Raw genomic sequence first — 26,574 nt, forward strand, 5'->3', positions numbered from 1 at the left:
CGATAGCGGCAAAACGAATGAGCGTGTTTTTCGCGAACTGCATAAGAGCAATGAGAGAAGAACGTTCGATCGATACATCGGAGTGTGAGTGGAGCATCGGCTGTACCCGGTACGGCGGGCACGTCGGATGCGACCTCTTCATGTCATCCGACGAACACGACAAGGAGCCGCTCATGAATCAGCAAACCGATCGACCGACGCCGCCCACCCACACGCCAGAAGATCCGAACATGGCCGACCGCCGCTTGTCCGACGAGCAAAAGCGCACGATGAGAAATGAGCCCGAGCCGCCGAAGCGCACCGATCAAAGCAAGGAAGAAAAGCTGCCGAATCCGAAAGACGTAGGTGAGGCCGGCTGATCTTGCGTGCTTGCTATCGTCCAATGAATCAATAAGGCGACGCGCTGATTCATAAGACGAAACATTCTTTGATACGTATAAATTACATATAACCTTTCGGAGCGATGATGGCTGCATCGCCGTATCGCGATGAAGCCCATCGCTTTTGTTGTATGGTATCCCTAAGCTATCAAAGCCTCGGATGGCGTGCGCGGCGACGCTTTTCGCCGGAGTAAGGAAGCAAGGACGCCATGCACGATCCTGCTCATTTCCTGCCGTCGTTTGTGTGGCGCGCGGCACGAGACGGGGTAATCCAGTACGCCAATCCGTGGGCTTGCCGGTATCTCGGCATTCCGTTTCCCGAACTCGTCGGGCAGCATTGGAAAGCTTTTGTTCACCCCGACGACATCCCGCCGGTTCTCGAAGCACTGCGTCAGATGCGCGACGGCACGCTGCTTCGCAACGTCGATGTGCGCCTGTTACGCAACGATGCCGCGTTCCGCTGGCATACGCTCCATCTTCAGGCGCGGCGCGATGAGGAAGGGCAGATCGGCGAGACGGTCGGTGTGGCCATCGACATTCATGAGTGTCGTCACGCATGGGCAATGTATGAAGCCAGCGAGCGGCGCTTGCAGGCCGCTTTCGCGGGCGCACGCATGGGCGCGTGGGAATGGGACATGAAGACGCGCGTCGTACGCATGACCGCACAGCTCGCCGCGCTCTATTCTTTTCCGCCGGGAACCGAAGCGGTTCTTCTTTCGGAAGTGTGGGACCGCGTCGCGCCCGAACATCGCGAGCCGTTTCAGCGCAAGTTGACCGAAGCATTGCGCGATGGCGGACCATTCGAATTCGACTTCGTTCTGGAAAGCGAACAAGGACAACGCCGATGGCTGCGCATGCGCGGGCATCCCGAGTTCGACCGTCATGGCGTGCTCACGCGCGTCTATGGCGTGAGCTTCGATATCAGCACGCAACGCGCCGATGAAGATCGCCTGAGCCTTTCGGAACGACGCTATCGGGCACTCGTCGAAACGACGGGCGCGCTCGTCTGGTCCGCCGATGCAAACGGCGAAATTCGTCCTTCTGGCGGCGAATGGGAACAGTTCACGGGCACATCACCGGACGTGTTGTCCGGGTGGGGCTGGCTCGATTACATCCATCCCGACGATCGCGAGCGCACGCATCAGGCGTGGCTCGATGCATTGCGCGACGGCGTCGCTTGCACGCTCACCTTTCGCATGTACCGTCGCGACGGCGTTTATCGCATGGTGCAGGCGCACGCCGCGCCACTCTACGACGACAAGGGTAGCTTGCAGGAATGGTTCGGCACGACGACCGACGTCACGCCGCGCTTCGAAGCGCAAGCCGCAATCGAGGCGCGCAGCTTGCGCCTCACGGTGGCGATGCAGGCCGCGAACATTCATATCGCGTCGCTGGAACTCGCGACGTGGACGTTGTCGCTCGAAACCGGCGGCGAGCGTCAGACCACCGAAACGCTCAGCTATGAGGCAGCGCTCGCACGCGTGCATCCCGATGACAGCGCCATGCTCGATCGCTATGTGCGCAGCATCGCGGCCGGTGAAGGCGCCGAGGGACATTTCGAGTTTCGGGTGCGCAACATGCACGGAGAACAGTGGATGCAAGGCAGCGCCCTGCTCCAGCGCAGCAAGGACGGCGAGCCGCTGCGCATCATCGGCAGCGTGATAGACATCACCGAACGCAAGCATATGGAGCTGATGTTGCGCGAAGCGGGACGACGCAAGGACGAGTTCCTCGCGATGCTCGCGCATGAACTGCGCAATCCGCTTGCGCCGCTGCGAACGGCCATAGCGCTCCTGCAAAAGGATCAAGATGGCGACACGCATCCGCGCGATCTTATCGATCTCATGCGCCGGCAAGTGGAGCACATGACGCGCATCGTCGACGACTTGCTGGAGGTTTCGCGCATTACGCAGGGACGCATCGCCTTGCAACTCGAACCGATTCTCGTCGGCACGGCGGTATATCACGCAGTCGAAGCCATTGCGGGCATGGTCGAGTCGCGTTCGCAAAACATTCAAGTCGATGTTTCCGATGCGACGACATGGGTCTGCGGCGATCCCACGCGTCTCTCGCAGATCCTTGTCAACGTGCTGAACAATGCGAGCAAGTACACACCGGAGCAAGGCCGTATCAGCGTGAGTGTGCAGGCTGCCGACGATTCGGTGTCTATCGTCATCGCCGATACGGGCACGGGCATTTCCGCCGACCTTCTGCCGAAAGTATTCGAGCTATTCTCGCAAGGCGAGCGCACGCTCGACCGCTCGAACGGCGGCCTCGGCATCGGGCTTTCTCTCGTGAAGAAGCTCGTGGAAATGCATAAAGGCACGATCACCGTGCAAAGCCCGGGACCGGGCCTCGGCACGACGGTAACCGTGCGGCTGCCGCGTTTGCATCATCACGAAAGGCATTCCGCGCTCGCACTTTCGGAGACGAGCATGCGCGAGACGCGCACGGCGCTGCGCATTCTCGTCGTGGACGATAACCGCGATGCCGCCGATTCGCTCGCGATGCTGTGCGAGTCGGAGGAACATGTCGCGCGCGTCGCGTATTCATCGGCGGAAGCGCTGGAAGCCGCGCCGCTCTTGCAGCCCGATGTGGCGCTGCTCGATATCGGCCTGCCAGATATCGACGGCTACGAACTCGCGCGTCGTTTGCGTCGCAAGGGAGACACGACGCCTTTGCTGATCGCGATCACGGGTTATGGCCAGGCCGAAGACCGATTGCGCGCGCAATCGGCAGGCTTCGACTATCACTTCGTGAAGCCCGTGAATGTCGAGAGCCTCTTGAAGCTATTGTCGTCGCTCACAGTCACGCGTTGACGAACTCTCGCTCTACAATGGGCGTTCGATCAAGCCTTCGAGGACGTCATGACGCCAAAGCCCATCAGCCGCTATCCCGTTCCCGATCCGAAAGAATGGCCCGACGATATCCGCGCACGCATTCTCGAAGTGCAGGACAAGGCGGGGTTCGTGCCGAACGTGTTTCTCACGCTTGCGTACCGGCCCGATGAATTCCGCGCGTTCTTCGCTTATCACGATGCGCTGATGCTCAAGGAAGGCGGCCTGAGCAAGGGCGAGCGCGAGATGATCGTCGTCGCGACGAGCGCGGTGAACGATTGCCTTTATTGCGTCGTCGCGCACGGAGCGATTCTGCGCATCTATGAAAAGAACGCGCTCGTGGCGGATCAGGTGGCGGTGAATCATCGCAAGGCGGATATCACGCCGCGTCAGAAGGCGATGCTCGATTTTGCGCTTAAGGTATGCCGCGCATCGGGCACGGTGGATGATGCCGACTTCGCGGCATTGCACGCGCATGATTTCAGCGATGAAGATATCTGGGATATCGCCGCGATCACCGCATTTTTCGGGTTATCGAATCGCATGGCGAATGTCATTTCAATGCGGCCCAACGACGAGTTCTTTTCGATGGGGCGCGTGCCGAAGGAGCCGAAGTAAGCTTCCATGCGCCTTCCTCCGCTCAAATCCATCATCGCGTTCGAGAGCGTCGCGCGCACGAAGAGCGTCAACCGCGCAGCCGACGAACTCGGCCTCACGCCTTCGGCCGTCAGTCATCAACTGGCGAATCTGGAGAGCATCGTCGGGCGGCCGTTGTTCACGCGGTTCGGCCGCGGTCTCGTCCTCACGCCGACCGGCACGCAATATCTTGCCGACGTCACCGGCGCGCTCGCCGAATTGAATCGCGCGACGGAACGCGCATCGAGCGAAACATCCGTCGAGATACTGCGCATTCATTCGAGTCCGAGCTTCGGCCTGATGTGGCTATTGCCGCGTCTCGCCGCGTTTCAGGAAGCCAATGGCGATATTCAAATGAACCTCGCGTGCTCGTATGAAGACGTGTCGTTCACATCGGGTTACTACGATATCGCCGTGCGTCATGGCTATGCTCATTGGACCGATGTCGAAGTGAAGACGCTGCGGCATGAAACCATTGCGCCGCTCGCTTCGCGCGCCTATCTCGAACGCTTTCCAGTCGCTACGCCCGATGATCTGCTCGACCGTCGTCTGATTCTCTCCGAATCGCCGCTCGTTCAATGGCAGCAGTGGTTCGGCAAGTTCGGCGTCGCGGTGAAGCGCAAGGCATTCGACTTTTCATTCGACCGCTCGTACATGTCGCTCGAAGCGGCCGCGCTCGGTCACGGCATCGCGCTCGAAAGCACGATGCTCGCGTCCGGGCATCTGGAACGCGGTTCGCTCGTGCCTGTATTCGGCAAGGAATACGCGGTCGAAGTCGGCGCGCATCATCTCGTTTACCCGAGTCAAAACGCCGGATTGCCACGCGTCGCAAAGTTTCTGGCGTGGATGGATCAGCAAATCGAGCGTCGCGGCGATACCTGAAAATTTCTCAGCAATAGTTGAGCCAAACTGCGTTGATCGTCAGGTCGAAGGCGGAGAAACTGCGCCTACACCAGACAACCAACGGAGACAACGATGTTGCTCGAGAACCAGGTAGTGATCGTCACGGGCGCGGCTTCGGCGCGCGGTATCGGCAAGGCAACGGCGAAGGCGCTTGCGGCGCAAGGCGCGCGCATCGTCGTGCTGGATCTGAAGGAAGCAGACGCGCAAAGCGCCGCGAACGATCTGGGCGATGGCCATCTCGGTCTCGCTTGCGACGTCACCGATAAGAACGCGTGCATCGCGGCCGCCAATGCCACCATCGATAAGTACGGACGCATCGACGCGCTCATCAACAACGCGGGCATCACGCAGCCGATCAAGACGCTGGAGATAGGCGCGGATAACTTCGATGCCGTCATCGACGTGAATCTGCGCGGCACGCTGTATATGTCGCAAGCCGTTATTCCGCAGATGAAAAAGCAGAAGAGCGGCAGCATCGTATGCATGTCGTCAGTGTCGGCGCAACGTGGCGGCGGCATCTTCGGCGGGCCGCATTACAGCGCGGCGAAGGCCGGCGTGCTGGGCCTCGCGAAGGCAATGGCGCGTGAATTCGGCGCCGACGGCATCCGTGTGAATTCGATCACGCCGGGCCTCATTCAAACCGACATCACCGGTGACAAGCTCACGCCCGAAATGCGCGCGGACATCATCAAGAGCATTCCGCTCGCGCGTCTCGGCGATGCAGCGGATATCGCCAACGCGTGCCTGTATCTCGCGAGCGATCTTTCTTCCTATCTCACTGGCGTCACACTCGATGTCAACGGCGGCATGCTGATTCATTGATTGCACGTACGGGCGCACCTGGAAACCAGGGCGCCGAACATGGATGGAGACACACATGAAATCAAAGTTATCCGCGGCGGCGGTAAGCGCTGAGTTCACATCGTCCGACGATGCCGCCAGCTTCGAAGCAAAGACCTATGCCAAGGTCGGACGCCGCCTGATTCCCTTTCTGATGCTGTGCTATCTCGGCGCGTATCTGGATCGCGTGAACGTCGGCTTCGCCAAGCTGCAGATGCTCAACGATCTGCGCTTCTCCGAAACCATCTACGGCATCGGCGCGGGCATCTTCTTTCTCGGCTACTTCCTGTTCGAAGTGCCCAGTAACGTCATCCTTCATAAAGTGGGCGCGCGCAACTGGCTCGCACGCATCATGCTGACGTGGGCCGTGATATCCGCGAGCTTCGTGTTCGTGAAGTCACCGACAGTCTTCTATGTCCTGCGATTTTTGCTGGGCGTCGCAGAAGCGGGTTTCGCGCCGGGCGTCATTCTCTATCTGACGTACTGGTTTCCCGCCGCGCGCCGCGCCAAAGCGCTCTCGCTGTTCTTCATGGCGATTCCGCTCGCGGGCATCGTCGGCGGACCGATCTCGGGCTACATCATGCATGCGTTCCAGGGCGTGCAGGGGCTCGCCGGATGGAAGTGGCTCTTCATGCTCGAAGCGCTGCCTTCGCTCTTTCTGGGTGTCGCGATCCTGTTCTACCTCGACAACGGCATCGCCGGCGCGAAGTGGCTCAGCGACGAAGAGAAAGCATTGCTTCGGCGCAATGTCGAGAAGGACAACGCGCAGACGGTGAAGCACGTATCGATCCGCGCATTCATCGGCGATCGTCGTCTTTGGCTGATGGCCGCGATCTACTTCTGCGTCGTGATGGGTCAATACGGACTCACGTTCTGGCTGCCGACCATCGTGCGCCGCACCGGCGTAGCGGACCCGCTGTGGGTCGGCATTCTCACCGCGATTCCGTATCTCTGCGCCATCGTCGCGCTGCCGCTGATCGGTGCAAGTGCCGACAAGCGTCGCGAACGCCGCCTGCATCTCGCGATTCCGATGCTTGTGTCCGCAGCCGGCTTCGCCACCTTGCCGATGCTCGGCAGCGTGGGCGCATCGATCGTCTGCGTGAGCATCGCGGCAGCAGGCATCCTCGCGTCATCGTCGCAATTCTGGTCCTTGCCTACGGCTGTGCTGGGCGGCATGTCGGCGGCGGCGGGCATTGCCGCGGTCAACTGCTTCGCCAATCTCGCGGGCTTCTTCTCGCCTGCCATCGTCGGATGGCTCAACGACTTCACCGGCAAATCGACCGCGGGCCTGATCTTCATTTCCATAGCCATCGTGATCGGCGCGGCGCTCGTGTTCTTCGTGCCCGCGAAAACGGTCAATCGCTAATTTTATTAATCAAGGAGACAACGCATGAATGCTCCCGTTATCGAAGAGGTGACGCTCGCCGAGCGCGCCTATCGTATCCGCCGCAACGCCCTTCTGATGGGCGAAGTGCAAGGTCAAGGTTATATCGGCCAGGCGCTCGATATCGCCGATGTGCTGGCCGTCGCCTACTTCGGCGCGATGAACTACCGCCCCGACGATCCCGAATGGGAAGGCCGCGACCGCTTCCTGCTGTCGAACGGTCACTATGCAATTGCGCTGTATGCCGCGCTCTTCGAAGCAGGCATCCTGCCGCAAGAGGAATTCGAAACGTATGGCAGCGACGATAGCCGTCTGCCGATGTCCGGCATGGCAAGCTACACGCCCGGCATGGAAATGTCCGGCGGGTCGCTCGGGCAAGGTCTCACGATCGCTGTGGGCCGCTGCCTCGGTCTGAAGCGCAAGGGCTCGAAGTCTTTCGTGTACACGCTCTTCTCCGATGGCGAGCTCGATGAAGGCTCGATCTGGGAAGGTCTGATGTCGGCGGCGCACTGGAAGCTCGACAATCTCATCGCAATGGTCGATGTGAACAATCAGCAGGCGGATGGCCCGTCGACGCAGATCATGTCGTTCGAGCCGCTCGTCGACAAGCTCGAAGCATTCGGCTGGTACGTGCAGCGCGTGAACGGCAACGACATCGATGCGGTGAAGAACGCTTTCGACAACGCGCGCAATCTTGAGGACGCGAAGCCGCGCATCATCGTATGCGATACGCAGATGGGCCGTGGCGTGCCCTTTCTCGAACAACGCGAGAAAAACCACTTCATCCGCGTCGATGCCCATGAATGGCAACTGGCGCTGCAAGCACTCGAAGCAGGGAGACAAGCATGAGCACTCGTTTGAAGACATCCGCGATGATCGCGTCGATCGCAAGCGAAGGACAGGTCACGCGTTCGGCCCCCTTCGGCCATGCGCTCGTGGAAGAAGCGCGCACGAAGACGAATATCATCGGCATGACGGCCGATCTCGGCAAGTACACGGACCTGCATATCTTCGCGAAGGCATTCCCCGAGCGTTACTACCAGATGGGCATGGCCGAGCAATTGCTGATGGGCGCGGCTGCGGGCTTCGCACACGAAGGCGCGCAGCCGTTCGTCACGACGTACGCGGTATTCGCGACGCGCCGTGCGTATGACTTCATCCATCAAACGATCGCGGAAGACAATCTCGATGTAAAGATCGTCGCCGCGCTGCCGGGACTCACGACGGGTTACGGCCCGAGCCATCAAGCCGCGGAGGACCTCGCACTGATGCGCGCGATGCCGAACATGACCGTGATCGATCCGTGCGATGCGCTCGATATCGAACAGATGGTGCCCGCGATCGCCGCGCACAAAGGTCCGGTGTATGCGCGTCTCTTGCGCGGCAACGTGCCCGCCGTGCTCGACGAATACGACTATCGCTTTGAACTCGGCAAGGCGAAGCTGCTGCGCGATGGCCGGGACGTGCTCATCATTTCGTCGGGCATTCTGACGATGCGCGCGCTCGAAACCGCGAAGGCATTGCAAGCCGATAACGTCGATGTCGCCGTGCTGCATGTGCCGACGATCAAGCCGCTCGACACGGAGACGATCGTCCGCGAAGCGAAGCGCTCGGGACGTCTCGTCGTGGTGGCGGAAAACCATACGGTGATCGGCGGGCTCGGCGAAGCGGTGGCAACCGCACTGCTGACGGCGGGGGTCGCGCCGGCTTATCGTCAGATCGCATTGCCCGATGCGTTCCTCGATGCAGGCGCGTTGCCTACGCTGCACGATCGCTACGGCATTTCGACGAACGTGATGTCGAGCACGATCAAAGGCTGGCTCGCGTAACAGACTGCACGCCGCGCGATCGATGAATCGCGCGGCGCTTCATCACTTCTTCTTGCGTCCGCCCTTCTTCGCACCCGACGCTTCTTTCGCGACGGTCACAGTCGGCCCGTTCAACTCTTCCATCCACGAAAGCGCATCGACGTAGGCAAGAAATTGCTGGAGATAACCCGGCGATACTTCGCGCATCAGCGACAACGAACGATGCACGAGACTGCTCGAATTGAGCGGTCCTGCGTTTCGGGGCACCTGTGCGAGCGAATCGCGCAACTGCTTTTCCGCACTGACTTTCGACCATACCGCGCGAAAGTAATCGAGCAACTCCGCATGAGATGTTCCATGCATCGAAGATGCTTTGGCGATGTCAGCGATCAGCGTTGCCAGCGGACCGCGCACATCGGCATCGCTTATCGGTGCATCCGAAGATGCAGCACGTTCCATATCGCTTCGATACGCATCGAGCAATTGCGCGACACGTTCATCGAGCAGGCGACGCGCCTCGCCTTCATACGCGGCCGCGCGCTTGTCCAGCGCATCGATCAGAAGGAAGCGCACGGGATTCGCGCGATCGTCGCCATTCGCGCGCCATGCTTCGAGTATCGCGCGTGCAGAGGCCACGTTACTCATGCGCCTTCACCGCGCCATCCGACGAACGCGGCACAGCTGAAATCTCCACGCGTCGATTCTTCGCGCGCCCGCTTTCATCGGCATTGGAACTCACCGGCTGTTCCGAGCCGAACGCCGCCGCGAACACCGACGACGAAGGCACGCCCGCATCGATCAACGCGCGCATGACCGTCAGTGCGCGTTTCGCTGAAAGCTCCCAGTTGTCCGCGAATCGGCGGTTGCCTTCGTGGACTTGCTGATCGTCGGCGAAACCGCTCACCATGAGAATCTCTTCATGCGCACGCAGATACGTCGAAAGCGGCGCTGCGAGACTCTTCAGCACATCGCGGCCCTGCGGCTGCAATTGATCGGAATTGAGCGCGAAAAGCACGCTGCCGCTGATGCCGATGCGACCGTTCACGAGCGTCACGCGTCCCGATGCGAGCGGTCCCGCGAGCGCCTGTTCCAGCGTCTTGCGGCGCTGCGTCTCTTCCTGACGATGCTTCACCTCTTCGTCGAGCTTGTTCTCCAGCTGCAACTGCACGCCGATCACGCCGACGAGTATCAGCACGAACGCGCCCAGCAGCACCGACATCAGATCGGCGAACGCGGCCCAGATCGGCGCGGCGTGTTCCGCGCCGCCGTCGATTTCCTCGTTCATGCCGCGCGCGCTCCGGCCACGCGTTGCCCGGCGATATGCTGCAAGTCCTCGACGATCTGCTTCTGCGACATCATGCTCAGATCGATCACTTCCTTCGCCTGCGCAACGTAATACGCGAGCTGTTCATCGCTGCGCGCAAGCGATTTGTCGAGCGCGCTTTCGATGCGTTCTAGATGCGCGACGAGCTTGTCGTTCGATTCGCCGAAAGACTGCACGGCCGCGCCGAACGCATCCGAGAGGCTCGCCATTTCGACGGCGCTCGTCGTCACTTGCGCGGCCATCGAAACGAGTTTGCCGGCCTCGGCTTCGACCGTGCCGGTGAACTGCGCGCCGACGCGTTCGAGCAGCGTCGCCGATGTGTCGACGAGCGCATCGATCGCGGCGCGTTGCTCGTTCGATGCGAGGTTCACCGCGCCGAGCAATGTCTCGACGGTGGCGAGCAAGCGGCTGCGTTCATCGAGCATCGCGGTATCGCGGACCATCGAATCGGACAGCTTCTGACGCATTTCGGCGACGACTTCGGCGGCTGCCTTCGGTGCTTCCGATGCAGCCTGCACGAGCCGCTCGATCTCCGCGATGGTCGCGCTCGCGTGTGTCTGCGATTGCGCGGACATGTCGCGCGCGGTTTGCGCGAGGGCATCGCAGATGTCCTTCTGACGATTCGCCGCGACGTCGCTCGTTTGCTGCCATTGCTCGCGCAACGAGCCGGTCATCGAGTCGAGCGCGCTGCTCCATGTGGCGAGGCGCTCTTCCCCGCTTTGCGCGAGTTCGGCGCGTAAATCCGCATGCGAACGATCGACCGATTGCACGAGCGCCGCTGCATGTTGCTCGAAGCTGGCCGCCGCGGTCGTCAACGCGTTCTGGTTCTGCGCGGCTGCCTGCTCGCTCGCGCGCGCGTGCTGTGCGAGCGCATCGGTCCACGCTTGCGACATGTTGCCCGTCGCGGTTTCGAGGCGCGCGGACACATCGTCGATCAAGCCGGACGAACGCGTATCGAAAGTCTGTGCGAAGCGTTCCAGCGATGCATCCATGCGTGCGACGAGCGCATCGCGCGATTGCTCGTGCTTCGCAACCGACGACGCCAGCGCGCCCGACACGCGATCCATTTGCGCGGACACGCCGTCGACGAGATGCGTCGAACGTTGCTCGAATGCTTGCGCGAAGCGATCGAGCGACGCGCTCATCTCGCCGACGAGCGTTGCGTTCGACTGCGCGTGCTTCGCGAGCGATGCGTTCCAGATGTCCGCGACCTTCGCCGACGATGCCTCGAAGCCGCTCGACAAGCCTTCCAGTTGACGCGCCACCGCCTGCTCGACATTGCCGTGCAACGCGGTGACTTCGCGCGCGATGCCATCCATCGTCGCCTGCATGACGGGCTGCAACGCGGCGCTCGCGGCGCGCGCGCTATCGGCAACGCTTTGCTTCAACGACAGTTCGACCGATGTTGCGAGCCGCCGATACGACGTCTCCGCTTTCGCATGAAACGCATCCTGACTCGCGATCTGACGCTCGCTCGCGGCGAGGCTTTGCTGTTCGATTGCGATCGTCATCGACTGAAGACGATCGACGAGCTTCGGCATCAGTTCGGTCTGAAGCTGCAGCAGCTTGAACGTTTCGTCGCGTTGATGCGCCCGCGTGAAGACGCGAAGTGTCGTCGCGATCTTCACGTCGAGTTGCTGCGTGACATGAAGACGCTCGCGACGGCACAGCGCCGACAGCAGGCCGAGCATCGCGGATGTCGCGACACCCGCGATCGACGTGCCGAACGCGAAGCCCAGCCCCGTCACGGGCGCGGAAAGCGATGCGCGGATCGCCGTCAGATCGGATGCGCTTTGCAGCGCCGTGCCGGTGCCGCGCAAGGTCGCGACCATGCCGAGCAGCGTACCGAGCATGCCGAGCAACACGAGCAGACCGACGAGATACGGCGCGAGCACCGGACCGGGCAACGGCGCGCGCTCGCCTTCGACACGCAGACGCACCGCATTGCGCAGGCTCGGATCGAGGCTGTCGAGCCACACGGCGAGGCTGCGCGGCGCGGTCGAGAGTTGTGCGACGGCCTGTTCGAGCGAGCCGGTGATCTGTTGATAGCGGCGCAATTCCGCCGCGCCCGCGAGATAGCATGCGGCGATCACGAGCGTGACGGCGAACGCGATCGCATTCGACGTGACGTATGCAATGCCGATGCCGAGCACCGCGGCGAGGCCAATCGAAAATACAGCGATGTTCAAAAGATTTCGGGGCATAGCGAGCCAGTTAGCGGGGCCGAAGAGCCGCGAGCAAGCCTTCGATCGGTTGAAAACGAACATCCAGTTCGGCGAGCAGCACGCTCTGCAGATCCTTGCGAAACACGTCGAGCCATGCATTCGGCGCCGATGTCTCGACAGCGGCTTGAGCGCGCTTCAGACGCTCGAAATGCTTGCCGAGCAGCGCGGGCACGTTGGCGAGCAGACTGCGTTCGCGCGCGCTCAACGCCTGTTCCATCACGGCATCGACGACGGCGAGACGCGCCATGTCCGGCGATTTCGTCGCGAGTGTCGATCGCAGACGCGTGCGCAGCGCACCGATGTCGGATTCCATCGCTTGCTGCAAGGACACATAGCGCTGACGAAAGTCCGCGTAGTCGATGGGCGCATCGTCGGACGACGGCTTCACCGGCGTACGATTCCTGCGGCGCGCGGCCGCTTCCTCGCGTGCGAATGCGCCTGCGAGCGAGTTGCGCACGCGCGCACACTCTTCTTCCACCTCGCGCGCAACGGATCGCGCGCCCGACGCGGCGGGCGGATCGGATGCGAGCGCAGTGGACAGCGCAATCGCATCGGTCCAGCCGAGCCATTGGCTCAGGCGGTCCGCGAGCGATTGAGCGGGTTCGTGAACGTCGAGATCGGCAAAATGTGCCAGCAGGCGAACGAGCGCCGGGCCGCTGAATGCCGTGCGCTTCATGCCTTGCACAGGATCACCGGGGGCAAAAGGACACTATTTTACCTGCGCGGGCGAAATCGATGCCCCGTTTCGTGCGGAGCCGCGACAACGTCGAGGCAAATGCTGGCTCATGGCGCCTTCGCGGGCATGAACGCGAAAGGCTGCGTCGCGACGAAGCTGCCCGCGGTCTCGCCGGAGAAGACCTGTCCCGAATCGATCGTCAGCTTCATCACCGGCGCGCCTGGATTCAGGTTGAGCTTCTTGAGCGACACCCAGAACGTATCGGGCCGCGTCGCTGAATCGAAGTAATAGATCAGGTTCTGCTGATCCGAGACCGTGCGCCATATCGTCGACGACAGATTCGGCTGCTCCGGCGTGCTGATGCCGAGCGGCACGCTCACCGAACGCATGAGACTCATCACGCTCGCGACGGCCTGGAACGCGTACGACTGCTGCGGCACGCCCGCCATGTAATTCGCATCGGCCTGCTTCGGAATCGCATCGAGCAGAAACGACGCGCGCACGAAGCGGTCCGCCGCGCGATTCGTGCCCGGCAAGAAGCCCATGCCGCCGACGCTTCTCCAGTAAGTATCGATAGCAAGCTGTTCATCGTAGATCGGCGAGTTGGTCATCACCTTGTACTTCTTGCCTTGATGAATGATGAGCTTGCCGTTGATGTACTCGAAGATCGCAGAGTCGCCGCGCGCATCGGAAAGAGAAAGATGGATCGTCAGCGGCTTGCCGTTGGGCAGGGGCGGCGCGATGATCTGGAACGGTTCGCGCGACATCACATACACGGCTTGCCCGACGGTCGCGAAGTTATCGAGCGCATATTGCGCCCACAGACTGATCGACATCGGATCGCGCTTCGGGTCGGGCTTGCCGTAATCGGTCTCCGCGAGATAGAGCGCATTGGCGACGAGCCCGCGCTCGTTCATGCCGTCCACCGTGCCAATTTCATAACCCGACACCACCACGCTGCCGTACTTCGATTTCCATTTGATCGAGCGCGGCCCCGCGTTGCCATCGCGTTCGATGCCCGCGGGCATCACCCAGAGATTGGAACGCATGTCCTCGGACCAGTCCATCGAACGGCCGGTGATGACGAGGCCTTTGTCGCCGACATAGAGCGTGCGCGTGCAGGCAAGCGCGAGCGACGTGGAGAGCAATGCCAGCGCGAAGAGGAAAGCGAACGTTCGAATCAGACGGGTCATGGCCGTGTTCCCTTTTCGTTGGTTCGTGAAGCCGCCTTCAGAAATATTGGATTCGCCCTGCTTTGTAAAGCGCACCGGTGGCAACATGGGCGTCGTCTTTATGATTACCCGATGGTGACAATTACCTGAAGACATTCGATCGGCGCATGGGCTAAGGATTTATTTCCGATTCGTCCGTCTGCGAAGAGGAGATGTGAGGCGCCCGGCTATCATGGATGTCCCCCCATTTGTTCATTGCATGCGTTATGCAGAATGCCATCATCCCGCCGATCAGACGCCTGACGCCCGCCGACGCACAAGCGTTCCGCGATATTCGTCTCGAAGGCCTGCAGCGTTATCCAACGTCGTTCGGCGCTTCGTATGACGACGAGCGCATGCAGACGCCCGACTGGTTCGGCGCGCGCATCGCGGATCACGCGGTGTTCGGTGCCGACGGCCGCGATGGCATGTTAGCCGGGGTAGCCGGGCTGCTCGTGCCGACGGGCGCAAAGCTCCGGCACAAAGGCGTTCTCTGGGGCATGTACGTGCGCGAGAGTGCGCGCGGCACGGGACTTGCCGCTGCGCTCGTCGATGCCGTGCTTGCGTACGCGCGGGGCATCGTCGACGAAATCAAGCTCGAAGTCGCGCCGGAGAATCTCGCTGCAATGAGGCTGTATCGCGCGGCGGGATTCGTCGAATACGCGCGCGAGCCGCGTGCGCTGAAGATCGACGGCACGTATCACGATTCGGTCCTCATGACGCTCGACTTCGCGCGCGGTGCATAGCGCGTCGATCAGGAAATCACGAAGAAGGGAATCCCAGCGCAGTTGCCTTGGCGCGCAAGTCGGCGAAGCGCCCGCCGGGCGTCGGCGTCTGCGATGCGCCCTCCGCTGCTTTCGCCGTCCGCGACTTGTCGATGGTCTCGAGACCCGATCCTGTCGACGCCGTGTTCGAGCATTCGAGTCCGAACGGCCCTTGCGCCACCGTAATCGCGGGCGCATCGGTGCGTGGCGCATCGCTCAGATCGAGCGCGTAAGCCATGTTGAACGTGGTCGGATCGCTCGCGCGCACGCCCAGCGGATCGAGCCCGAAGCGCCAGGCAAGCAGTTGATGGATCGAACTCGGATCGAACGGATAGCGCGCCACGTTGTTCGCGCGCACGCGCGGTCCGAGCAATACGCATGGCACACGAAAACCCAAGCGGCCGTCGTTGCCGAGCTTCTGTTCCGCCTCCGACAGCGACTTGACCGGCGGCGCGACATGCTCGAAGAATCCGCCCCACTCGTCGTAGACGACGATCATGAGCGTCTTGCTCCAGTTCGGGCTCGTGCGCAGCGCTTCGTAGATTTGCGCGAGCAGGACCTGGCCGTTGCGGACATCGGCATGAGGATGATCGTCGTTGGACGTGCCGTTCGCCTCGCCGGCAAAGCTCGGATCGACCATGCAGAACGACGGCAGATTGCCGCCCGCCGCATCGGACAGGAAATCGGAAAAGAGCTTCGAGCGGCCGACGTAACGCGTGCCGTAAAGCGCCGTGAACGGCACGTCATGAAAGTAATACTTCGACGACACGTTCTTCGCATCGAGCCGGTCCCAGATCGTCGATAGCGACGACGTATCGAGCGTATCGCTCAAGCGATCCGTTTCGCCGCTATGCAGATAGACGCGGTTCGGAAACGTGTCGGCGAGAATGCCGCTCATGTAGTAATCGCAGACGGTGTATTGCGTCGCCGCCTGTCGATAGAACTCGAGATCGCTGCCGGTGAAGTAACCGATCGGCAGCAGATCGCCGCGCGTCTTGTTCGTATCCGGCGTGAGCAGGAAGCCGTTCATCGCGCCGTTCGCGAGATGCGTGCGGCCTGCGTCGTAGGCGTGATCGGGATCGGCAAACTGGCAGCCTTGATAACCAAACGCAGCGTTGGCGGACAGCGCGAATGTCGATTGCACCGTGCCGAACGCATCGGTGAACTGCTTGCCCGCCTGCACGCCCTCCGCGCCCGGCACCCAGCCGAGCATGTGATCGAAGGAGCGGTTTTCCATCGTCACGAGCACGATGTGATCGATGCCCGAAGTCTCCGGCGCGGGCAACGCCGGACGCGGCAGATTCGCGCGATCGGACGGAATCGTGCCGATAGGACTCGTCGGCGTGACGGTGCCCGAGTCATCGTCGCTGCCGCCGCCACCGCAGGCCGACAGCATCGCCGTGCTGGCGAACGCGGCAAGCAGACGCCGGCGTACCGCGTCGGGTTCGTTGGAAGGCTTGTGTGCCATGACGGCGCTCCATGTGAGTGTTGTTATCGAACGCCGTTCTCGGAAACGCGGTTGCGCCTTGAACATCGAACGCGAACGGCTTGTGGGTGCCGGGTTGTAGCACGCCGCGTTCCCGGCACCCTTCACTCACATGGCGACGCTGCTATGCGCGCCCCACTACCGAACTGCTCGCGCCGTCCTTGACGGGTGCATCGAGCGAATACGCATCCACGCCATCGACACAGCCGAGGTTCACGCGCCATTCAGCAGGATTCGAACGCGTTTGATGGAACGTGTAAATTCCACAGCGCTTGCAAAAGTAATGCTTCGCGACCTGCGTGTTGAATTGATAAAGCGTGAGTTCGTCCTCGCCCGACAGGATGCGCAACTTCTCTTTGACAAAGGGCGGCGACATGACCGCGCCGCGCCTTCGGCAGAAACTGCAATTGCAGCGCGCGGCGGGTTCCGGCGAAGTTTCGACTTCGAAGGTGATCGCGCCGCAGTGACACGCGCCTTTCAGGGTCGTCGGGTTCATCGTGGATACGGCTCCTTTGCGGTTTTCGGTCAGGCCGCGTCCTCCACGTACTGCGCGAGTCCGCGTCCGAACGACCAGTCTTCGCGGCGATTCGGCGCGAGCGCGATCATCACGTCGTCGGGCCGCAGTCCGGGCGATGCCGCGAGCTTCGCCACCAGTGTCTTGTAGAACGCTTTCTTCGTCGCCGTGTCGCGCCAGTCGCTCGCGGTGATGTGGATGAACACGACGTCGTCGCTGCGTTCGACACCGAGATAACCGGGATCGTAAATGAAGTGGTCGCGCTCGTGTTCGTCGATCAATTGAAAGCGGTCGTCGGCGGGGACCTTGAACGCTTCGACGAGCGCTTCGTGCACGCCGTTCGAGATCGCGCGGATATGCTCGCGCGGCTTGCCTTTCATGAGCGATATTCTGACGAGCGGCATGATGAAACTCCTTCGAGATCGAGTTCGGGTGATCTCGACTCTACGCCGCACAATGCATGATGAATATTGAATACTTTTGGATCGACCGTTCGACTAAACGGGATCATCGCGCGCGCAGCGCGTCCACGATATTCATCCGCGACGCCCGCATCGCCGGCAGGAATCCGCCGACGAGTCCCATCGCGAGCGAGAACCCGAGTGTCTTTGCGATCACCGAAGGCGTCAGGATGAAGCGGAACGACAAGTCCGCGAAGGTCTGAAAATTGGTCGTGGAAAACGAAGCGAATTGCATCAGCGCGGCGCACGAAAGTCCGGCCACGCCGCCGACCAGCCCGAGCAACAACGCTTCGAGCAGGAACGCCCCGAGCACGTCGAAGCGCTTGAAGCCGAGCGCGCGCAACGTTCCGATCTCCGCGACACGATTGGCCACCGACGCGTACATCGTGATCATCGCCCCGATCATCGCCGCGATCGAAAAGATGATCGACAGCGTGAAGCCGAGGATATTGATGAACGTCGACAGCGCCTTCGACTGATCGCCGTAGAACACCTGTTCGCGCTTCGCTTCGTCGGCGAGGCGCGGGTCCATGTCGATATCGCCGCGAAAGCGCTCGAATGCATCGCTGCGGGCGAGCCGCACGACCATCGACGAATAACTCGTGCGCCGGAACGATTGCATCAACTGATCGACGTCGCCCCATATTTCCGAATCGAAGCCGCTGCCGCCCGCATCGAAATGGCCGACGACGGTCCAGTCGCGCTGCGCGAAACGCAGGGAGTCGCCGATGCGCGTGCCGCCGAACCCCTTCGCGATGCTGCTGCCCACGATGATCTCCGACGAGCCGCGCCTGAACATGCGCCCCGCCGTGAGCTTCACTTGCGGACGCAATTGCACGCCCATCGGCGAGACGCCGCGAATCACGACGTTGGCGGGCGTGTTGGTGCCGAGCTTGGTGAGCGAGATCAGCACGACGGTTTCCTTCGATGCGAGCGGCTCGCCGTCGCCGTTCATCGCGACCGACGGATGCATCTCCATCACGTTCGCCTGATTGCGGTCGATCGCGCTTTGTATCTCCGTCTCCGCGCCCTTTCGGATCACGACGACGTTGTCCGCTTCGCCCGTCGATACGAGCGTTTTCTTCAGTCCCGCGTCGAGCATCAGCACGGTCGCGAACACGAACACCACGAGCGCGAGACCGCCTGCCGTCAGCATCGTCGTGAGACGGCGCGCCCAGAGATTGCGTGCGACGTAGGAAACGGGAATGGCCATCGCGCGTCCTCAGCCGATCGCCCGCAGGCCTTCGACGATGCGCACGCGGCTCGCCTGCACCGCCGGCACGATCGCCGCTGCCATCGCGACGGCGAACGCGCATGCCGCCTGCAGAAGCATCGTCTCGTGCGACACCATGAAGACCGGGAACACGCCGCCTGTGGCGTGCTTGAAGACTTCGGCCATCGGCGGCGTCGCCAGGATGCCGATGCCACCGCCGATCGCGCAGATTGCCATCGATTCGCCGAACACGAGCACCGATAGAAATGCGGAGCCGAAGCCGAGCGCCTTCAATGTCGCGTATTCGGTGATGCGCTCGCGCGCGCTCATTGCCATCGCGTTCGCCATCACCGCCATGATGATAAGGATCACTACATATGACACGACGCGTATCGCCGCGATGATCTGATTCGACATTGCGACGAAGCCGAGCTGAAACGCCTGCTCCGTTTCCGTCAGCGTTTCGGCGAGCGAGTTCTTGAAGACATTGTCGATCTTGCGCGACACGACAGCCGCTTCGTCCGGATCCTTGATGCCGACCACGTACACGCCGACCTGATCGACATTGCGCTTGGTCGTCTTGCGGATCGTCTCGTTCAGATAGTCGTAGTGAAAAATCAGTTGCCGCGTAATGGTCGATTCGTCGCGCCCTTCCATGATGCCGCGCACGACGAAGTCCCATGTTCCCGGATAGATCGTGCCCTTGAGCGGAATGACGTCGCCGACCTTGAAGCCGTATTGATCCGCGAGCTGCCGGCCGATGAGCGCGCCTTTGCGATCGCGTCGATAATCGGCGCGTTGCTGCTCGGGCACGATGAACTCGGGATAGAGATCGAGATAGTTGTCGGACACGGCGAACTGCGCGAAGAAGTTCTTCGGATCGCGATACACGCCGCCGAACCAGTTCGAGCGCGCAACGAGCGTCACGCCCTCGACGCCGCGTATGCGGTTCTCATAGGCGAGCGGCAACGGAAACACGAGCGAGATTGCATTGCGCGTGACGAGCCGCGCGTTCGATGCAGCCGCGGCGCCTGCATACCACGCATCGACGACGGTATGCAAAAGACCATATGCGAGCACCGCGATGGTCAGCCCGAGCACCGTCAGCGTGGTGCGCAGCTTGTGCCGCATCGCGTTGCGCAGGATCAGCTTGAACACGAACATGATGGCTTAGCCCACGGTTCCATCGATCAGCTCGCCTTTCTCCAGATGCACGAGCGCCTTCGCCGCGCCGGCCGCGTGCGCGTCATGCGTCACCATGATGATGGTCTTGCCGAGCTTGTCGTTGAGACGTTGCAGCATCGCGAGGACATCGGCGGCGGAGCTGCGGTCGAGATCGCCGGTCGGTTCGTCGGCGACGATCAGCTTCGGGTCCGTGATCAGCGCACGCGCGATCGCGACGCGCTGCTGCTGCCCGCCCGACAGCTCCGACGGATAGTGACTCATGCGATCGGCCATGTTGACCATGTCGAGCACCATCGCGACGCGTTCCTTGCGCTCGTGGCGCGTGAGGCGCGTGAGCATCAGCGGCAACTCGACGTTCTCGAACGCGGACAGCACCGGCATCAGGTTATAGAACTGGAAGATGAAGCCGACGTTCGCCGCGCGCCAGTCGGCAAGCGCGGCTTCGGGCAGGCGCGTGATATCGAGTCCGCCGACGAGCAACTCGCCGCTATCGGGCCGGTCGATGCCCGCGATCAGGTTGAGCAGCGTGCTCTTGCCCGAACCCGACGGCCCCATCAACGCGACGAAATTGCCTTCCGCGATGGACAACGTGATGTCGGTGAGCACCGGCACGGTCTGCACACCGCGCCGATACGACTTCGCGACGTGGCTGATCTGAACGAGAGGCGTCGTGCTCACGTTATTTCTTCGCCAGCGTGACTTTGGCGCCGTTCTTGATCTTGTCGCCGGGCGCGAGCACGAGCACGTCGCCGGGCTTCACGCCCTGCACAGCTAGCAGATCGCCGATGCGCTCGCCCGTCGTCACCGGCACTTCGCGCGCGGCGTCGTGATCGACCACGTAGACCACTTTCCTGCCATCGCGCGTGACGACCGCCGATGGCTGCACGGCGACAACCGCCTTCTTCTCCTCGGGCGGCACCGGCTTCGACAGGAACGCGACTTTCGCGGACATATCGGGCAGCACGCGCGAATCGCGTTCGACGAAACGCACTTTCACGAGCACGGTGGCTTTGGATCGATCGACCGTCGGCACGATGCGCGACACGCGGCCCGCGAAGCGCGCGTCGGGCAGCGCATCGAGTTGAATCTCGCACGGCTGATCGACAGCGATGCGCGCGATGTTCGACTCGGCGACATCGGCTTCGACTTCGAGCGTCTTCATGTCAGCGATGGTGACAACCGCGCCCTTGCTGTCCGACGCCGATGAGAACGGCGTGATGTTGTCGCCGACATTCGCGTGCTTCTCGATCACGACGCCGTCGAAGGGCGCGCGAATCACGGTTTGATCGACGGCTACTTGCGCTGCCTGCGCGTTGGCTTGCGCGGAGACGATCGCGGCTTCGTCGCTGTTGATCGACGCCTTGGCCTTGTCGAAGCGGGCGAGCGCGGCATCGTACTGTGTCGCCGGAATCGCGCCTTGCGGTGCGAGGATCTTGTAGCGCTTGAGATCGACTTCCGCGTTCTTCAGTTCGGCGCGCTGCAGCTCGAGATTCGCCCGCGCGACCTTGACCTGCGCCTGGGCCTGCGCGAGCGACGCAGCCACGTCATTGCTCTCCAGCCGCGCGATGATCTGCCCTTCCTTCACCGGCGTGCCTTCGAGCACGCCGAGCCATTCGACGCGCCCTTGTCCTTTCGATGCGACTGCGGCCTTGCGTTGCGGCACGACATAGCCCGTGGCGTTCAGAAGCGTATAGCTCTGCGACGGATACACCGACGTGACCGTGGCGGTTTCGACGGCCTGCGGGCCGGTGAGACGAAACGCCACGCCGATGAGCGCGAGCAGAATCGCAACGATGATGGCGTAACGAAGCCAGTTGCGCCGGCGCCGCGGCATCGCGGCAGACGGACCCCGGTCGATCTTGAGTTTTTCTAAGTTGTGTTCAGCCAATTTTGGACGTGCGCCGCGGAATGGGCCCGCGGATCGGCATGCGGTGAAAGGATGGTCAGTATAGCGCTGTCCTTTCAATCAGCTTCCCAAGGCCACCCGCTCCGGCTCGTCGGGCTCGAACCAATCGGGATTGCGTTCCGCGATCGGATGCAACGACACCAGAATCTCGCGCAGATGCGCGCGCATCGCTTCCTCGGCGCCATCGGGATCATGCGCCTTCAACGCGCTCACGATGCGCGCATGCTGCTTGATGAGCAGATCGAGCGGCGATACATCCGGCAAGCTCAGATAACGCACGCGATCCATCTGCGCCTTGATGTCCTGGATCGTGTCCCATGCAGCGACGCAGTCGATCGATTGCGCGATCTGCATGTGGAACTGTTCATCGAGTGCGAGAAAGGCAGTGGTGTCGTTCACTTTCGATGCGCTCTTCTGCTCGCGAAGATTCGCGGCGAGATCGTCGAGTTGCGAATCGGTGATGGCGACCGCGGCCTTGCGCGCGACCGCCGTTTCGATCGCCTCGCGAATGAAACGCCCTTCGCGCACCTGACGCGGCGAGATTTTTTTCACGAAGGTGCCGCGCTGAGGCAACACTTGCAGCACGCCCGCCTCGACGAGCTTGATGAAGGTCTCGCGCACCGGCTGCCGCGAAACCTGGAACATCTCCGCGACTTCCTTTTCGGAAAGCGGCGTGCCGGGCACGAGTTGTCCCGCGAAGATCGCCTGACGCAGCGCCCGAAAAATCTGCTTGCCGATGGGCTCATGCGAGTCGTGCGATATCGCCGAAGTCAGATCGGGCAATTCGAACTTCTGCGATGCGAGCGGCCTGCGTACGCGCGCACGCCGCACTGCAGCCGAGCCATTCGACACGATACCGTCTTGCATGATTGAACCTGAACGCTAATGAGGAGAAAGCGAGCCACGTTCGCGCGCCTCGCTTCCCGATACTATCACGCAGCACTCGCCGCGCTTTCACGCTTCGCGCGCGCTTTCGGCTCGCGAATCCATACGAGCGAACACAGCGCGCCGAGCACCGCGATCGCGCCGGCCAGAACGAAGGCGCTGCCATACGCGCCGTGCGTCGCCTCGACGATGAAGCCCGTCACCGCCGGTCCGATCACGCCCGCGAGATTCGCGAGCAGATGCACGAAACCGCCCACGCCGCCGACGTTTTCGCGCCGCACCGTGTCCTGAATCACGGCCCAGTACACGGACCCGGTTACATAGAGGAAGAAGATCGTCACGGACATCAACGCCACCGCGCCCTGCGTGCTCTCCACGCGCCCCGCGAACGCGACGCACAGCGCCGCCATGCCGAGGCACACGGTCAGCACGATGCGGCGCGACATGAGCGGCTTGCCTGTGATACGCAAAATCGCATCGGTGATGAAGCCGCCCGCCGCGAGCCCGATGCTGCCGAGCAGCCACGGAATCACCGTCGCAAAGCTCATGTCGCGCAGGGACATGTGATGCGCTTCGGTCAGATACGTCGGGAACCACGAGAGAAAGAAGAACAGCACGTAGTTGTATGCAAAAAACGCGAATGCCGTGGCGAGGATGATCGGCTGACGCAGATAAAAGCCGAGGTTCGCCTGCTTGCCGTGCGTGCCGTGCTCCATCGACGCGGCGTCCTGCTGGCCCGCGACGATAAGATCGAGTTCGGCCTGCGTGACGCGCTTGTTCTGTTGCGGATGCTCGGTCGTCGAAAGCGCCCAAAGCACGAGCCACGCGAAGCCGATCATCATGATGATGACGAACGCCCAGCGCCAGCCGAACTGGATCGCCATGTAACCGACGACCGGGCCGGCGAGCGCGCCGCCCAGCGGCGTCCCCGAACTGATGACCCCGATCGCGCTCGCCACTTCACGACGCGGAAACCAGTTGTTCACCATCTTGCTGTTCGACGAGCTGAACGGTCCCTCTCCCATGCCGAAGAGCACGCGAAGCACGATCAGCGACACGAGACTGCTCGCCAGCGCAGTCGCACCGCAAAACAGCGACCAGATGCCCATTGCGCCGCCGAAGACTTTCTTCGCGCCGATCCTGTCCGACAGCACGCCGCCGACAAAATTGAATAATGCATACCCGATGAAAAAGCTGCTGAACACGATGCCCATCTGCGCATGCGTGAAATGCAGGTCTTTCTGGATGAGCGGAGCGGCGATGGAAAGCGCCGCGCGGTCGAGATAGTTGACGACGCCCGCGAGGAACAGCAGGCCGACGACGAACCACCGCTGACTTTTGATCATGTCGAGTCTCCGATGCACCGCTTCTCGTGGCCTTCCGGTCCGGCGGCTTCATGAATGATGAATTTTGAATGCCGATGCCAAGTAGCGCCCGTCAGTCGAACTGGAGATGCACCTTCATCGATTGAGAGCGATCCAGCGCGACTTCGAATGCACGATTCGCTTCGGCGAGCGGAAATGCGTGCGTCATCAGCAGACGAAGGTCGATGCGCTGCGAGGCGATTTCATCCGCGGCGATCGCGTATTCATCGGTGAAGCGGAACGAGCCCTGATAACGCAGCTCTTTCGCCATCACGAGGTTCGCCGCGACCGGCGACTGACCGGCCGGCAGATTTCCGAGCTGGATCACCGTGCCGCCCGCACGCACCGAGCGCAACGCGGTGTCGAGACCGGCGGGGCTGCCCGATGCCTCGATCACGACGTCGAAGGTGCCGCGTTCGCGCGACCAGGCATCGATGCGCGCCTGATCGTTCGCGAGCACGGTCTCGTCGGCGCCGAGCGACGCCGCCATCGCGAGCGCCTTGTCAGCAAGATCGAGCGCGACGATGCGATGCGCGCCCGCGCGCCGCGCGGCGGCCAGCACGATGCAGCCGATCGGCCCGCAACCCACGAGCAGCATCTTCGCGCCGACGAGCGGGCCGGCGAGCTTCAACGCGTGCAACGCGACAGCAAGCGGCTCGGCCATCGACGCCTGCGCGAAATCGAGTGTATCCGGCACCGGAACGCATTGCCGCGCGGCTGCCGTGATGTATTGCCGGAACATACCCTGCATATGCGGGAACGTCGACGCGCTGCCCATGAAGCGCATCTTCAGGCAATGGTTCGGCATGCCTTTCACGCAAAAGCGGCACGTTCCGCAATTCAGGCCCGGATTCACCGCGACCCGCTGGCCGACTGCAAGGCCCGTCACGCCCTCGCCCAGCGCGGCAATCTCGCCCGCGACTTCGTGACCGAGCACGAACGGCTCGCGCACGGCGAAGTCGCCGCTTTTGCCCTTGAAGTAATACGAAAGATCCGACCCGCAGATGCCGCCCGCGCGCACGCGAATCTGCACCTGTCCGGGTTCTGGTTCGGGCGTGTCGATCTCGTCGATGACGAGCTTCTTCGGTTCGTGTAGAACGGCTGCGAGCATGATCTATGTCCTGGAATCTGCAGTTTGCACTTTGTATAAAGCGTTTCGCATGCAATCAACGGCGGGCGGCGAGCGCCGGTTCTGCGTTCGATCCGGCGATCGCGGCATCGTGTTGCGGCGCGCCCCAGTCGTGCAGATCACGGCCGACGCGCGCCGGCGCGGTCTCGGGCAGAAGCAGAAGCGAGATCGTCGAGACGATGCCGAGCGCGGCAACGTACACGATGAGACCGATCGAGCTTCCGCCCGTCGCCTGAATCAGCTTCACCGCGACGAGACCTAGCGCGCCGCTGCCGATCAGCGAACCGATCTGCCAGATGAGCGCAATGCCGCTGCATCGCACGCGTGCCGGAAAGAGCTCGGGAAAGAGCGATGCTTGCGGCGCATAACAAAGGCTGTGGCCGACGGTGATCGCGAGAATCATCACGGTCTGGATCGCGAGGCGGCTGCCGCTATCGATAGCGTGAAAGAGCGGCATGACGAGCAGCACATGCAGCACTGCGCCCGCGATGAATGTCGCGCGCCGACCGATGCGATCCGACAGTGCGCCCGCGAGCGGGATCGCAATCAGTTCGAGCACGACCGCGACGATGATCGTCTGCAGAAGCAGCGAGTCGGCGATGCCGTGCGCGCGGCCGTAGGCGAGCACGATCATCGTGTACATGGCGAACGTGCAAGCCTCGATCAGCTTCGCGCCGACACCCTTCACGATCGTCGCGCCGTGCTGCTTCACCACTTCCACGACGGGCCGCGATTCGACCGCCTTGGTCTCGCGGATCGCCGCGAACACCGGCGATTCCTCGGTGCGCAGTCGAATATAAAGCCCGACGACGACAAGCACGATGCTGCCGAGAAATGGCAGACGCCAGCCCCAGTCCATCAGTTGTTCGTGCGTGAGCATCGCGGTCAGAACGGCGAAGATGCCCGATGGGATCAGAAAGCCCGCGGGCGCGCCGAGCTGGACGAGGCTCGCGAAGAAGCCGCGTTCGCGCGGCGGCGCATATTCGGCGGTGAGCAAGACCGCGCCGGCCTGCTCGCCGCCGACGCCGAAGCCTTGCAGCACGCGGATCAGCACAAGCGCCGCCGGCGCCCAGATGCCGATCTGCGAGTAATCCGGCAACAAGCCGATGGCGAACGTGCCCAGACCCACGATCAGAATGGTGACAATCAGCGCTTTCTTGCGGCCGATCTTGTCGCCGAAATGCCCGAACACGATACCGCCCACAGGCCGCGCGACGAACCCGACCGCATACGTGGCGAACGCGGCCAGCGTGCCGATCAGCGGATCGTGGCTCGGAAAGAATTTTGCGCCGAACACGAGCACCGCTGCCGTGCCGTACACGAAGAAGTCGTAATACTCCGCCGCCGTGCCGATGGTCGATGCCGCTGCCACCCGGCGCAGCATCGCGCTGGTTTCCCTGTGTGCCATGTCTGTCTCCGGTATCTTGTGTTTTGAATGCCTTA

General features: G+C 62.1%; 25 protein-coding genes. 9 read left to right on the forward strand and 16 right to left on the reverse strand.

Annotation, left to right across the window (positions count from 1 at the left end; all coding sequences use genetic code 11):
• Nucleotides 1-173 precede the first annotated feature (173 nt).
• The 8 genes from BG60_RS07095 to BG60_RS07130 all read left to right on the forward strand — a co-directional run bounded on the left by BG60_RS07095 (nucleotide 174) and on the right by BG60_RS07130 (nucleotide 8,809).
• Complete coding sequence (locus tag BG60_RS07095; RefSeq protein ID WP_034471032.1) at nucleotides 174-359, forward strand: hypothetical protein; 186 nt, start codon at nucleotides 174-176, stop codon at nucleotides 357-359.
• A gap of 230 nt (nucleotides 360-589) precedes the next feature.
• Nucleotides 590-3,199 carry a PAS domain-containing hybrid sensor histidine kinase/response regulator gene (locus BG60_RS07100; RefSeq protein WP_008347921.1) on the forward strand — a complete coding sequence of 870 codons (2,610 nt, stop codon included), beginning with the start codon at nucleotides 590-592 and terminating at the stop codon, nucleotides 3,197-3,199.
• Nucleotides 3,200-3,247: 48 nt separating this feature from the next.
• The gene (locus BG60_RS07105) at nucleotides 3,248-3,835 is read left to right on the forward strand and encodes a peroxidase-related enzyme (protein WP_034470963.1); all 588 of its coding nucleotides are present in this window, start codon (nucleotides 3,248-3,250) and stop codon (nucleotides 3,833-3,835) included.
• Nucleotides 3,836-3,841: 6 nt separating this feature from the next.
• On the forward strand, nucleotides 3,842-4,735 hold the full coding sequence (locus tag BG60_RS07110) for a LysR substrate-binding domain-containing protein (protein WP_008347915.1): 894 nt from the start codon (nucleotides 3,842-3,844) through the stop codon (nucleotides 4,733-4,735).
• A gap of 93 nt (nucleotides 4,736-4,828) precedes the next feature.
• Nucleotides 4,829-5,578, forward strand: a complete 750-nt coding sequence (locus BG60_RS07115; RefSeq protein WP_008347913.1) for an SDR family NAD(P)-dependent oxidoreductase — start codon at nucleotides 4,829-4,831, stop codon at nucleotides 5,576-5,578.
• Nucleotides 5,579-5,633: 55 nt separating this feature from the next.
• Nucleotides 5,634-6,962, forward strand: a complete 1,329-nt coding sequence (locus tag BG60_RS07120) for an MFS transporter (protein ID WP_008347912.1) — start codon at nucleotides 5,634-5,636, stop codon at nucleotides 6,960-6,962.
• A 24-nt stretch (nucleotides 6,963-6,986) separates the two neighbouring features.
• Complete coding sequence (locus BG60_RS07125; RefSeq protein WP_034470966.1) at nucleotides 6,987-7,829, forward strand: transketolase; 843 nt, start codon at nucleotides 6,987-6,989, stop codon at nucleotides 7,827-7,829.
• Nucleotides 7,826-8,809, forward strand: a complete 984-nt coding sequence (locus BG60_RS07130) for a transketolase family protein (protein WP_008347908.1) — start codon at nucleotides 7,826-7,828, stop codon at nucleotides 8,807-8,809. The genes BG60_RS07125 and BG60_RS07130 overlap by 4 nt, the downstream gene beginning before the upstream one ends.
• 42 nt (nucleotides 8,810-8,851) lie before the next feature.
• Here BG60_RS07130 and BG60_RS07135 read toward each other — a convergent pair whose 3' ends face one another.
• From BG60_RS07135 to BG60_RS07155, 5 genes are all read right to left on the reverse strand, one after another.
• The gene (locus tag BG60_RS07135; protein WP_033536191.1) at nucleotides 8,852-9,433 is read right to left on the reverse strand and encodes a DUF2894 domain-containing protein; all 582 of its coding nucleotides are present in this window, start codon (nucleotides 9,431-9,433) and stop codon (nucleotides 8,852-8,854) included.
• The gene (locus tag BG60_RS07140; RefSeq protein WP_008347904.1) at nucleotides 9,426-10,073 is read right to left on the reverse strand and encodes an OmpA family protein; all 648 of its coding nucleotides are present in this window, start codon (nucleotides 10,071-10,073) and stop codon (nucleotides 9,426-9,428) included. The genes BG60_RS07135 and BG60_RS07140 overlap by 8 nt, the downstream gene beginning before the upstream one ends.
• Nucleotides 10,070-12,316: a DUF802 domain-containing protein gene (locus BG60_RS07145; RefSeq protein WP_034470969.1), complete on the reverse strand. Its 2,247-nt coding sequence runs from the start codon at nucleotides 12,314-12,316 to the stop codon at nucleotides 10,070-10,072. The genes BG60_RS07140 and BG60_RS07145 overlap by 4 nt, the downstream gene beginning before the upstream one ends.
• Before the next feature lie 10 nt (nucleotides 12,317-12,326).
• Nucleotides 12,327-13,013: a DUF3348 domain-containing protein gene (locus BG60_RS07150; RefSeq protein ID WP_008347899.1), complete on the reverse strand. Its 687-nt coding sequence runs from the start codon at nucleotides 13,011-13,013 to the stop codon at nucleotides 12,327-12,329.
• A gap of 107 nt (nucleotides 13,014-13,120) precedes the next feature.
• Nucleotides 13,121-14,206, reverse strand: a complete 1,086-nt coding sequence (locus BG60_RS07155; protein WP_008347896.1) for a linear amide C-N hydrolase — start codon at nucleotides 14,204-14,206, stop codon at nucleotides 13,121-13,123.
• 245 nt (nucleotides 14,207-14,451) lie between these two features.
• Here BG60_RS07155 and BG60_RS07160 point away from each other — a divergent pair, with 245 nt between their 5' ends.
• Nucleotides 14,452-14,970 carry a GNAT family N-acetyltransferase gene (locus tag BG60_RS07160; RefSeq protein WP_008347894.1) on the forward strand — a complete coding sequence of 173 codons (519 nt, stop codon included), beginning with the start codon at nucleotides 14,452-14,454 and terminating at the stop codon, nucleotides 14,968-14,970.
• Nucleotides 14,971-14,986: 16 nt separating this feature from the next.
• Here the strand turns inward: BG60_RS07160 and BG60_RS07165 are convergent, their stop codons facing one another.
• The 11 genes from BG60_RS07165 to BG60_RS07215 form a co-directional block, all read right to left on the reverse strand.
• On the reverse strand, nucleotides 14,987-16,456 hold the full coding sequence (locus tag BG60_RS07165) for an alkaline phosphatase family protein (protein ID WP_008347891.1): 1,470 nt from the start codon (nucleotides 16,454-16,456) through the stop codon (nucleotides 14,987-14,989).
• Between the two features lie 142 nt (nucleotides 16,457-16,598).
• Nucleotides 16,599-16,970, reverse strand: a complete 372-nt coding sequence (locus BG60_RS07170; protein ID WP_008347889.1) for a GFA family protein — start codon at nucleotides 16,968-16,970, stop codon at nucleotides 16,599-16,601.
• A gap of 29 nt (nucleotides 16,971-16,999) precedes the next feature.
• A complete protein-coding gene (locus tag BG60_RS07175; RefSeq protein WP_008347888.1) occupies nucleotides 17,000-17,392 on the reverse strand; it encodes a tautomerase family protein in 393 nt (130 codons plus the stop codon).
• 103 nt (nucleotides 17,393-17,495) lie between these two features.
• Nucleotides 17,496-18,662, reverse strand: a complete 1,167-nt coding sequence (locus BG60_RS07180; RefSeq protein WP_008347886.1) for an ABC transporter permease — start codon at nucleotides 18,660-18,662, stop codon at nucleotides 17,496-17,498.
• A gap of 9 nt (nucleotides 18,663-18,671) precedes the next feature.
• A complete protein-coding gene (locus BG60_RS07185; protein ID WP_008347884.1) occupies nucleotides 18,672-19,826 on the reverse strand; it encodes an ABC transporter permease in 1,155 nt (384 codons plus the stop codon).
• A 6-nt stretch (nucleotides 19,827-19,832) separates the two neighbouring features.
• On the reverse strand, nucleotides 19,833-20,525 hold the full coding sequence (locus tag BG60_RS07190) for an ABC transporter ATP-binding protein (protein ID WP_008347883.1): 693 nt from the start codon (nucleotides 20,523-20,525) through the stop codon (nucleotides 19,833-19,835).
• A gap of 1 nt (nucleotide 20,526) precedes the next feature.
• Nucleotides 20,527-21,681, reverse strand: coding sequence for an efflux RND transporter periplasmic adaptor subunit (locus BG60_RS07195; protein WP_008347880.1), 1,155 nt, complete (start codon nucleotides 21,679-21,681; stop codon nucleotides 20,527-20,529).
• Between the two features lie 132 nt (nucleotides 21,682-21,813).
• A complete protein-coding gene (locus BG60_RS07200; RefSeq protein ID WP_008347879.1) occupies nucleotides 21,814-22,620 on the reverse strand; it encodes a GntR family transcriptional regulator in 807 nt (268 codons plus the stop codon).
• 65 nt (nucleotides 22,621-22,685) lie between these two features.
• Nucleotides 22,686-23,984: an MFS transporter gene (locus BG60_RS07205; protein WP_008347877.1), complete on the reverse strand. Its 1,299-nt coding sequence runs from the start codon at nucleotides 23,982-23,984 to the stop codon at nucleotides 22,686-22,688.
• A 91-nt stretch (nucleotides 23,985-24,075) separates the two neighbouring features.
• On the reverse strand, nucleotides 24,076-25,113 hold the full coding sequence (locus BG60_RS07210) for an L-idonate 5-dehydrogenase (protein ID WP_008347875.1): 1,038 nt from the start codon (nucleotides 25,111-25,113) through the stop codon (nucleotides 24,076-24,078).
• Between the two features lie 55 nt (nucleotides 25,114-25,168).
• Entirely contained in the window at nucleotides 25,169-26,539 is a 1,371-nt protein-coding gene (locus BG60_RS07215) for an MFS transporter (protein ID WP_033536187.1), read from the reverse strand.
• Nucleotides 26,540-26,574: the final 35 nt, after the last annotated feature.

The organism is Caballeronia zhejiangensis, assembly GCF_000698575.1.
Lineage (GTDB): Bacteria > Pseudomonadota > Gammaproteobacteria > Burkholderiales > Burkholderiaceae > Caballeronia > Caballeronia zhejiangensis.